The sequence below is a fragment of the Anaerolineales bacterium genome, from assembly GCA_022866145.1.
In the GTDB taxonomy this organism is placed as follows: domain Bacteria; phylum Chloroflexota; class Anaerolineae; order Anaerolineales; family E44-bin32; genus PFL42.
The window spans coordinates 1-10,149 of the sequence record JALHUE010000234.1; the positions used below are offsets into that span (position 1 = coordinate 1).

General features: G+C 65.7%; 11 protein-coding genes and 1 tRNA gene. 1 reads left to right on the forward strand and 11 read right to left on the reverse strand.

Features of this window, described 5'->3' with window-relative positions:
* Both MUO23_07385 and plsX read right to left on the reverse strand, forming a co-directional pair.
* Positions 1-633 (reverse strand): hypothetical protein (locus tag MUO23_07385; protein ID MCJ7512778.1); only part of this gene is annotated, 633 nt, incomplete at its 3' end.
* On the reverse strand, positions 630-1,652 hold the full coding sequence (gene plsX, locus MUO23_07390) for a phosphate acyltransferase PlsX (protein MCJ7512779.1): 1,023 nt from the start codon (positions 1,650-1,652) through the stop codon (positions 630-632). The genes plsX and MUO23_07385, both read right to left, overlap by 4 nt.
* Positions 1,653-1,725: 73 nt before the next feature.
* On the opposite strand from plsX, the gene MUO23_07395 reads away from it, so the two are divergent.
* A tRNA-Leu gene (locus tag MUO23_07395) sits at positions 1,726-1,807 on the forward strand.
* A 46-nt stretch (positions 1,808-1,853) separates the two neighbouring features.
* Here MUO23_07395 and MUO23_07400 read toward each other — a convergent pair.
* The 9 genes from MUO23_07400 to MUO23_07440 form a co-directional block, all read right to left on the reverse strand.
* Positions 1,854-2,600 (reverse strand): amino acid ABC transporter ATP-binding protein, encoded by a 747-nt coding sequence (locus tag MUO23_07400; GenBank protein MCJ7512780.1) that lies wholly within the window; start codon positions 2,598-2,600, stop codon positions 1,854-1,856.
* Positions 2,593-3,471, reverse strand: coding sequence for an amino acid ABC transporter permease (locus tag MUO23_07405; GenBank protein ID MCJ7512781.1), 879 nt, complete (start codon positions 3,469-3,471; stop codon positions 2,593-2,595). The genes MUO23_07400 and MUO23_07405 overlap by 8 nt, the downstream gene beginning before the upstream one ends.
* Before the next feature lie 116 nt (positions 3,472-3,587).
* Positions 3,588-4,472, reverse strand: coding sequence for a transporter substrate-binding domain-containing protein (locus MUO23_07410; protein ID MCJ7512782.1), 885 nt, complete (start codon positions 4,470-4,472; stop codon positions 3,588-3,590).
* A 169-nt stretch (positions 4,473-4,641) separates the two neighbouring features.
* Positions 4,642-5,406 (reverse strand): hypothetical protein, encoded by a 765-nt coding sequence (locus MUO23_07415; GenBank protein MCJ7512783.1) that lies wholly within the window; start codon positions 5,404-5,406, stop codon positions 4,642-4,644.
* 81 nt (positions 5,407-5,487) lie between these two features.
* Positions 5,488-5,688 carry a hypothetical protein gene (locus tag MUO23_07420; GenBank protein MCJ7512784.1) on the reverse strand — a complete coding sequence of 67 codons (201 nt, stop codon included), beginning with the start codon at positions 5,686-5,688 and terminating at the stop codon, positions 5,488-5,490.
* Between the two features lie 4 nt (positions 5,689-5,692).
* Complete coding sequence (locus MUO23_07425) at positions 5,693-5,926, reverse strand: hypothetical protein (GenBank protein ID MCJ7512785.1); 234 nt, start codon at positions 5,924-5,926, stop codon at positions 5,693-5,695.
* Between the two features lie 12 nt (positions 5,927-5,938).
* Positions 5,939-7,063 (reverse strand): cell division protein FtsZ, encoded by a 1,125-nt coding sequence (gene ftsZ, locus MUO23_07430; protein MCJ7512786.1) that lies wholly within the window; start codon positions 7,061-7,063, stop codon positions 5,939-5,941.
* A 17-nt stretch (positions 7,064-7,080) separates the two neighbouring features.
* Positions 7,081-8,361: a hypothetical protein gene (locus tag MUO23_07435; GenBank protein MCJ7512787.1), complete on the reverse strand. Its 1,281-nt coding sequence runs from the start codon at positions 8,359-8,361 to the stop codon at positions 7,081-7,083.
* A 45-nt stretch (positions 8,362-8,406) separates the two neighbouring features.
* Positions 8,407-10,149: CHAT domain-containing protein (locus tag MUO23_07440; protein MCJ7512788.1), on the reverse strand; the 1,743-nt coding region annotated here is incomplete at its 5' end.

Consider the following 10,149-nt stretch of genomic DNA (forward strand, 5'->3'; position numbering starts at 1 on the left):
CATGGCGGCAAAGCCGATGAGCACAAAATCGGTGAGCACCGCGTCCACCCCGCCGGCGATGACCACATCGGCGATCCCCTGGAAGATCGATTCCGCCCCCTCGCCAACGGATTGCGTCCCCGTGGCGCAGGCCGTGGTCACAGTGCGATTGGGCCCATGGGCGCCGAGCTCCTTGGTGATATGAAACGCCGGCATGTTGGGCAGAGTCGAGGCGAGCAGGAAGGGATTGGTCTTGGCAAGGCCATCGATGCGGGCGGTGCGGATGCCCTCGTCGACGCGCTCGATCCCGCCGACCGCGGTCCCGATGCACACTGCGACCCGCTCCGGGTCGGCAAGGGGCAGGGGGAGGCTGGCGTCGGCGACGGCCTTGTGGGCTGCTACCAGCGCCATCTGCGAAGCGCGCGACATGCGCCGGGCTTCCTTGGGCGGAACGAATTCGTCGGGTCGGAAGTCGGCGATCTCGCCACCGATCTGGCAAGGGCTCCCGCTGGTGTCGAAGGCGCTGATGCGGCGGATGCCTGAGCGGCCCTCGAGCAAGCCCTGCCAGACGTCGCTCAGGTCAGAGCCGATGGGGGTCACCAGGCCGATGCCGGTGATCACTGCCCGGGCCAGGCGACAGTCCCTGCGAGTCATGGCTGCGCCTCGGGTTCGCCTGGGGTCAGGCGGGATTGAATGGCCTGGCGCATGGCGTCCAGCAAGCCGGAGGCCACCGCCTGCCGGGCGACCCGCAGGGCGTTGACCAGTGCCCTGGCGTCGGAGCGGCCATGCCCGACAAATACCAGTCCGTCGACGCCGAGAAGTGGTCCGGCGCCATACTCGGCCGGATCGAGGACGCTGCGGACCTTGCGGAAGGCTGGCCGGGCCAGCATCCCACCCAAGGACGTAAGCAGGCTTGACCGAATCTCGCCGCGGATCAGATCGATCAGGAACGAAGACACCGCCTCGCTCGTCTTGAGCATGACGTTGCCCGAGAAGCCGTCCGTGACGAGGACGTCCGCTTTGCCGGCAAAGAACTCCTTCGGCTCCAGGTTCCCGATGAACTCGAGGCCGGCCGCCTGCATCAAGGGGTAGGTTTCCTTGACGAGCAGGTTGCCCTTGGTGGATTCCTCGCCGTTGGAGAGCAGACCCACTCTGGGCTGCTCAATGCCCAGTATGTGGCGTGCATACAGGCTTCCGAAGATCGCGAACTGGACCAGGTATTCGGGCCGGCAGTCAGCGTTGGCCCCGATATCGGTCAGGATGGCCCGGCCGGTCCTGATGGGAAAGACCGTCGCCAGCGCCGGCCGTCGCACCCCGCGGATGCGCCCCAAGCGGAACAGGGCCGTGGCCATGGCCCCGCCGGTGTTGCCGGCGGTGACAAACGCATCTGCCTGGCCCTGCTTGAGCAGGTCGATGCCGACAGCCATGGACGAGAGGGGCTTGTCGCGGGCGGCATCGGCCGGGTGGTCGGTCATCTCCAGGACCTCGGGCGCGTCCACCAGCTTGACGGCTTCCGGGCCGACGCCTTTCGCTTCGAGCACTGGCAACAACAGTTCAGCCTGGCCGACGAGCGTGACCGGCTCGCCCCACAAGGAATAGGCCTGCAAGCAGGCCTCGACCTCCGGGGACGGATGATTGTCGCTTCCCATGGCGTCAAGCACGATCCGGGTCATGCGGGGCCTCACGCTCTGAGCTGGGTTGACAGCGATTCCTCGAGGGCTATAATACCGCACGTTCCAACCCCTAGCGCTGGTGCTGGAACTGGCAGACAGGCATGGTTGAGGGCCATGTGCCGAAAGGCGTGGGGGTTCAAGTCCCCCCCAGCGCACAGCAAGGCCGCCCCGAGCGAAGGGCGGTCTTGCGATTCACGGCCCCTAGTGCTGCAAGATTTGCGAAAGGAAGAGCTTGGTGCGCTCTTCGCGCGGGTTGTTGAATAGGTCATGCGGATTGGTGTGCTCAACGATCTTCCCGTCGTCCATGAAGATCACTTCCTCGGCCGCGGCGCGAGCGAACCCCATCTCGTGCGAGACGACCAGCATGGTCATGCCCTCTCTTGCCAGGTCGAGCATGACATCCAGGACTTCCTTGATCATCTCGGGGTCGAGGGCGCTGGTGGGCTCGTCGAACAGCATGATCTTGGGGTTCATCGCCAGCGCCCGGGCGATGGCCACCCGCTGCTGCTGCCCGCCGGACAGGTGGGCGGGGTACACTCCCGCCTTCTCCGGTATCCCCACTCGCTCGAGCTGCTGCATGGCAATGCGCCCGGCTTCTGCTTTGCCGCGCTTGCGCACGATCCGCTGCGCCAGCGTAATGTTCTCAAGGGCGGTTAGATGAGGGAAGAGGTTGAAGAGCTGAAACACCATCCCGATCTCCGCCCGAATTGAGTTCAGGTCCTTGTGTTTATGAGTCAGGTGCTCGCCGTCGATCCAGATCTCGCCGCTGGTTGGAGTTTCGAGGTGATTGACGCAGCGGAGCAGAGTGGACTTGCCGGAGCCGCTGGGACCGATGATGACCACCACGCAGCCGCGCCGGACCTTCATACTTACGCCGTCGACGGCGCGGATATCGCCGAACTGTTTGTGCAAATCTTCGATGACAATGATGTGTTCCGGGCTAGTCATTCTTCCTCAGGCGCCTTTCAAACTGCTGGACAGCCAGCGAGAGGACCAGGGTCATGGTCAGGTACATCACCGACAGGGTGACATAGGCCTCACGGAACCGGAAGGTGCTGCCGGCATATAGCCGAGCGACCTGGGTGATATCCCGAACGGCGAGGATCGAGACCAACGAGGAGTCCTTGACCATCGCTACGAAATCGTTGCCGAGAGCCGGCAAGACGTTGCGGATTGCCTGGGGAAGAATGACGTAGCGCATGGCGCCGCCGTTGCTCATGCCCAGCGAGCGGGCGGCCTCCATCTGGCCTCGACCGATGGATTGGATTCCAGCCCGGAAGATCTCCGCCAGGAATGCGCCATACGTGACCGACAGGGCGATGATGGCGCGGATATTCATGGGCACGGCCTGGTTCGACATAGAAGTCAGCGTCGTGCCCAGCCCCTCCAAGCCGATCGAGATCAGCCACGCGCCGAGCGAGTTGAAGACCCCGACCGCCATCGGTACCCCAACCAGCGCAATGAAGAAGATGAGGACCAACATGGGAATGCCGCGGACCAGCTCGACATACATGCGGGCTGCGTTGTGGAACACGACGTTGGAGGAGATTCGCCCTAGGCCGGTGATCAGACCGAGGACGATGGCGATGGCGTAGGCGGCCAGGGAGGTCCGGATTGTGACGGTGATGCCAACGATGATCCAGGAGAAGGCTTGCCTGTAGTTGGCCGACGTCAGAATGGTGAAGGCTGCCCACAGCGCGATGACCATGATGCCGATGAACCACCAGGGGATCTCAACCAGGCGCTTGCCGGCGCCCTTTCCTTTGGGCTTCAGCGCGGGCTCGGACTCGGCCAGTGGGCGGGCAGTGTGGTGCGCCAAGATTCGCTCCGATGGGCTCGGGCTAAGGATGTGCAGGAGCGACGCTCCTGCACATCCTTCCTATGCCTGCCTACAAGGGTACCGGGGACTCAGGGTCCCTCGTGGGTCTAGGTTTCCTACCCGAGGTCATCGTAGGTGATCTTGAAATCAGGGCCAAAGTACTTGAGGTTGGTCTGCTCCATGAAGCCGCTGTCGTAGAGCGCCTTGATGGCGGCGTTGGTCGGTTCCACCAGGTCGCTGCCCAAGGGGAAGATGAAGCCGAGCTTGTCGCTGGAGAGCGACGGCCCGACGAGCTTGAGCTTGTCGGCGTTCTCGCCCAGGTAGCCCTGGCCGGCGACCTCGTCGATGATGACGGCGTCGACATCACCGGAGATCAAGGCCTGGACGGCGAACGGGAACTGCTCGAAGGCCTGGATTCGGTCGGCGGGCAGGAAAGTGGTGGCCGTCTCGTAGTTGGTGGTGCCGGTCTGGGTGCCGAGCTTGAGGTTGGTGTCGGCGACGATGTCGTCCATGCTCTCGATTCGGGTTTCATCGAGGCGGACGAGCAGGCGCTGATCGATGATGATGTAGCCGTCGGAGAAATCGACGATCTCGGCGCGCTCGGGAGTGATGGTGATGCCGTCGCCGGCGATGTCGAACTGGCCGTCAGCCACGGCCTGGATCATGCCTTCCCAGGCGACCTCGGTGTAGACCGGGACGCAGTTGAGCACGCGGCAGATTTCGCCCCAGACTTCGTAGTCCCAGCCTGCGGGCTCACCCGAGTCGGGGTCGATGTAGTTGAACGGCAGATAGGCGTTTTCGACCGCGACGGTGACTTCGCGCCCGCCCAGATCCGGCAGCCCTGCAGAGGGAGCCGCAGGGGCCGTCGGTTCGACCGGCGCGGCCGTCGGTTCGGCCGGCGCGGCTGTCGGTTCGGCCGGCGCGGCCGTCGGCGTCCCGGCACATGCCGCCAGCACCAAGCCGGCAGCCACCAGCAGCGACAACAAGGCAAACTTCTTCATTGGAACCTCCTCATTCTCCTTTAGGATCGTCCGGGGGATGGCAGTCTGCTTCGGCAGTCCGCCAGTGTGCTGCAGCAAGTTCTAGGCGTCTGCAGCCGGCCCCCGCTCGCTGCCGAAGAGTCGGCAACGGATCTAGCATAGACCGACTTGGAGCGAAGTGCAAGGGGCCCTAGAACTCGGGCTGGTCCAGCAACGTGCCGACGCGGATCGAGGCCGCTTCGAAGGGCAGCATGGGCGCCACGAGCGCCGCCAGCTGTTGCGGCTCAAGCGTCAGGTGCACGTGGTCGGGATGCAGGGCTTCGAGGTCGGAGATATCGGGGGCGGCACCCAGATCCTGCAGTCCAGGCCGCAGAGCGAGCAGGACTTCGGCCTGGGCGGCCAGCAACGCTTCGGGCTTGGTTTGGAGCAGGCGCAGAAACGCCAGGAGTTGCGCTCCCTGCAGGTGCGTGCCCCCCAGGTCGGCGCCGCCCAGGGCATCCACCGCCGCGGCGAAGGCGGCCTCGTCCATCACGACCGTCGCCTGGTACGTCAGAGGCACAAGCGCACTGAGCGCCTGCATAAAGTCGTCGCCGACCCCAGCCGTGCGTGACCAGGTGAACAGGCTCGCCAGCGGCCGGCCATCCCCGGTCGGGGCAGAGGCGGAAGTGGGAATGCCATACAGCAGCAGCTGGTCCTGCTCGGGGTCATGGGCTGCCACCCAGGTCGCCAGCAGGCGGGGGCTCTCTTGATCAAGGTTGTCGACACCGAGGATCAGGATGGCCGTGCTCGCAGCGGAGGGCGTCGAGGTGGACGCCGGTGGTCCGGCCGGTGTGGTCGCCGACGGATTACCGGGTGAGGGGTCGCTTCGGTCCTGCAGCACGACACTCAACAGGCCGAATCCGAAGCAGAGCAAGAGCAGGAAGAGCAGGGCTCGAACCCAGGTCCTTGAAGACATCGGGCAGTGGGACGTCCCATGAAGCGCAGGACGCCAGGAGGATTCTACCTCGGGGCGTCCTGCGTGAGTAGCGGGCAGCGATCAGTCGACCAACGCCAGCAGAAGCTGTCCAGCCAGCCGGCCGAGAAGGAATGTCAGTACGCCGGCGCAGAGGAAGACAACAAACGGCTGCAGCGGGCGGAAGCGCTGGCGCCATCCGAGTGCCAGGCCTGTCGTTGTGGCCATCGCCTGCCAGAACCGGATTTCCACTATGCTCAGGGTGTGCTCGAAGACGGTTCGCATGGCTTCACTTGGAGGAACTGATGCGCAGGATGCGGCCATTGGCATCAGTGACGACGCGGACAATGCGGCTAAGGGACTTGCCGCCAGGAAGGCTGGCTCGACCTCGGTAGGTGAGCATGAACGTATCGGAGCCATCCGCCGGACTTGGCTGGCGCTTCACGGAGGGCATGCACCCATCCATCTCCGGGTAGGTGCGCCGCACCTGCTTGGACACGCTGTCGATCTTCTTGGCATCCATCCTCAGCCTCCTCTACTGCACTGCAACGCGGCGGCGGAGGAACGTCGGCAGGTCCAGGTCGTCCTGGGGAAGCGCCGGTCCCGTGTGCACCGTGACCGATTCCGGGAAAGCGGCCGCGACGGGAAGTGACTCCTGGGTAGGCACCGGCTTGCCGCCGACGCCTGTGACGATCAGGATGGCCTGCGTCCGACCGGTCATGGCCGGATCGGTTGTGGCCCCCAGGATCAGATCGATTTCGGGGGACAGGCTGCTGCGCAGGTCGTCGACGGCCTCGCCCACTTCGTGAAGCGTCAGGTCATCCCCGCCGGTGAAGTGGATCAGCACTCCGTTGGCGCCCTCCAGGCTGTCGATCGCCATCAGCGGATGGTGAAGAGCCTGCCGGATTGCGACCCGGGCCATGTTGTGGCCCTCGCCAATGCCGATGGCCATCAGTGCCCCGCCGCCGCGCAGCATCAGGTTGCGGACATGGGCGAAGTCGACGTTGATCAGCCCGGCCTGGGTCACCAGTTCGGCGATGCCCTGGACGCCCTGCCGCAGGATGTCGTCGGCGAGGCGGAATGCGATTTCCAAGCTGATGTCCCGGGGGGCGACCTGGATCAAGCGGTCGTTGGGGACGGTGATCAGCGTGTGGGAGTGCGGCTGCAGGGCGCGCACTCCCTGCAGAGCGTTCTGCGAGCGCCGCGTCATCTCGAAGGTGAACGGCAGGGTGACGACGGAGACCACCACGCAGCCCAGCTCACGGGCGATCTCGGCCGCAATCGGGGCCGCACCTGTGCCGGTGCCACCCCCCATGCCGGCGGTGAGGAACACCATGTCCGCTCCGCGCAAAGCCGCGGCGATCTCGCGGCTGCTCTCCATCGCCGCAGCAGACCCGATGCGGGGATCTCCACCTGCGCCCAGCCCACGCGTGACCCGGGGCCCAAGCTGCAGCCTTGTCGGCGCCAGGCTTGAGGTGAGCGCCTGGCGGTCGGTGTTGGCGGCAATGAAATCGACACCGCTCAGGCCGAGCTCGATCATGCGGTTGACGGCATTCGAGCCCCCACCGCCGACGCCCAGGACTTTGACAACCGCCCGGCCGATGTTGTCGTCATCCGGCGGCTTGCTTTTCGGGAACACGCTTTCCAACCAGTCACTCATGGCCTTCTCCGCAAGGGTCACGCGATGCCGGATGGGCAGGCAGCGTGGGATTGTGGTGTTTCCGGGCGAGGCCCGGCCGCAATATGCCGCTGGAGCACGATGCAGCCCGCTGCCTGCAGCCGCTCCAAAACCGTCGCCGGGTAGAGCCCTGGCGAACCGGCCAGCACGACCTCGGGACAGCGGGAGGCCTCCTCCGCCGAGGTGCCCATGGTGCTGTTGCCCTCGATCGCCATTCGACCCAAGGAGCCCCAATCCAGGTCGGAGGCAATACGCGTGTCAGCCGGGAGCAGGATATACCGTCGACCGGCGGCAAGGGTCGCGCCGAGAACGTCGGCGGCTTTATTCTGCGAGGCGACTGCCGCTGCCTTGAAGGCCTCAGCAAGCGGACCCGGCTGTCCGGGCTGGCGATACCAGGCGCTCGGGCTGTCCGGATGCTTGGCGTCAGCCGCTAGGGGATAGAAGGCAAAAGCCTGCAGCCCCTGGGCGTCCTCAGGGCTAGCTAGCATGCGGCGTATGGCGAGACCGGTCTCGGCGAGGTTGTCGGGGGATGCCGGCACTTGATCCGGGGTGATCCCCCCGGACAGGGCGATCATCGGCAGGCTGGACCCCAGACTGCCTTCAGCGATCTGGCGGTACCACTCGAAGATCCGGACGCCGCGCTGGTCTTCTCCCTCGACGCCCTCGACGTAGGCTCGGGCGTCCTTCCAGGCCGCCGGCCCGCCTGCGCCCCAGTTCAAGTCGTGCCCATTCGTCCAGGCGTGGAGTCCGAGCACAAGCTCAGAAGTGAGCGATTTCGGCGCTCGCCGCCCGAGCGACTGAAGCGATGCCTGTAAGAAAGCCGTGTCCCAGTAGTCACCGCCGGGTTCAAGCGCAGGGAGGACCGGGCGCAGGCCACACGAATGCTGCGACAGCAGCACGGGCAGGAGGGCGTCCAGGTAGCGATCGACCAGATTCGGCCGGGACCAGTCGGCCTCGCGCCAGCTCCGGCGCATGTTTGGCCGGTCATGAACGACTACGTGCCTGACGCCCCAGTGGGCATAGGCCTGCAGCAGGGGATCCAGGTCGGCGCGCACTACCCCGCCGACCTGCACCGGGATGTGTATGACTGGCTGGATTCCGGCCTCGATCAGGCCCCGGACAAAAGCCTCCGGCACCGACCGCCGGGTGTTGCCCCGCAGAACCAGCCAGTGTGCCCCCAAGGCCTGCAACTCCGGCAGCCAGGCCGCTAGGTGACGCTCGCTGTAGTGCTGTTCGTCCGGGTAGAAATGAAATCCCAGCCTGTCCAATGCTGTCGTCATCGACAACCTCGTACAGGCTGGGATGCAAGTACCGTGCCGCAATCCCTAGCGGGAGACAGCTAGCTTCAGGATCCGCCCGTTGCGGTCGAGCGTCAGGCGGGCGAAGTGGGTGTGCCGGACCTGGCCGGCCTCAATCCGCTTGGAAAGGGTAACCAGGGTGGTCTCGGGCGCCGAGGCAGCCGCCGAATGGACCCCGGCCTGGGGGGCCAGACACTGATGGTCCGAGCCATCACACCCGCAGCGCTGCCGATGGACCTTGCTCGTGGCGTTGGCCATCCCGGGCAGGTACTGAGCAACCACCAGGCGCACCTTCTCCAGCGACTCCGCCTGCAAGGTGGCGTCTGGAGGGCACTGGCCGCCGAGGGCACAGGCCATCGTCGGCAGGGCGGGGCGTGGACGGCGGCGGGCGATCGACTTGGGGTCAACCTGGCTGCGGGTCGGATCCGGGACGAAGAGGGGATCGCCGTAGTGCACGAAGGAGATGATCGTCTTCTGGTCCTCGCCATCCAGGTACGCCTGGCGTCGGAGCATCTCGGAGGCCAGGCCGAGCTTGGCGCGGCGCAGCGCCTCTCCCGAAGGCAACCCTTGGTTCAGCTGTTCCCAGAACAGCCGGCCGAGAAGATCGGCTGCGATCAGCGGGGTGTTGACCGAGCCGTACGAAATCTTGGTCGATCCCACAACCGCCTGGCTGCCGGAAGCCAGAAACTTCAGCGAGAGTGCGGTTTCCGTCGACTTGCCGACAACGTTGGCGCCGTAGCAGGCTTCGGAGTAGACGACCGCAGGTGCGCGGCCGCCGTTCACCACATCCTCCGGTCGCAGCGCCACCGGGAATTCAATCGTTGCAGAGTCGTCCGTGAGCGGATCGCGTTGGCCGAACCACTCCGCCGAGTCCTCGACGCCGTGCAGGTTGAAATACGACATGCGGCTAGGCCGGGCGGCAACAGTCGGCATGGCTCCGGCCGCGGCCGGTGGGGAAGTCACCAGCGCCTGCGGCTCGCCGATCGGTTTGTAGACCGCCATGGATGCCCGGCGCCAGATGCTGGCACTGTATCCGAAGGTGCGCAGACGCGGGACAAACAGCCAGCCTGCCCTCCGGCGCAGCCAGCGCCCCAGCCGGCTCAGTTGGCCGGCGGGCTGAGCGAGCGACAGGTGGTGGTCGGCAGCCCGCCGCACTAGTCGCACCAGCAGGTCCGGATCGTTGTCGACGGGAAGGCGGCCGACAGGCCATTCCGGGACGAAGTAGTTCTCGTCGCTGGTTGCATACGGGTTGTCCGATGGGACGACGGTATCATCATCGTCGGTTGGGTTGGGCAACTCGTGGAAGGGAAACAGCCGGGGGCCGCCGACGATCAGAAGGGCCCCAATCCGCTGGTTCCTGCGAGAGAGGGCCCGATCGAGGTCGGCCAGGTGCAGCTTGAGCTGCCAGGCGTTCGAGGGCTCCGCCGGGGCCAGGCCGAAGGCCTTCAGGCTCGAGGCATCATCGAGGTAGATGCGGCAGGCAGCCCACCCCTTGCGCCCGCCGACCGCATGCTGCAAGTCGATCAGTGCTTCATCGATCCGGCGGAAGACGTCACGGCCGAACTCCTGGAGCAGCCGGGACTTGGTGGCAGCGATCACATAGACCGGCGATCGACGGTCCACATCCCGCGCCGCGCTGGCGGCGTTCAGGCGAACCGAGAGTCGCTGGAGTTCCTGGCGCACATCCTCCGCCGTTTCGTTCTTGACCGCCGCGCCAGCGTCCGGTCCCTGGAAGGCTTCCCAGGGCTTGGGCTGAATGGCGGGTTCTTC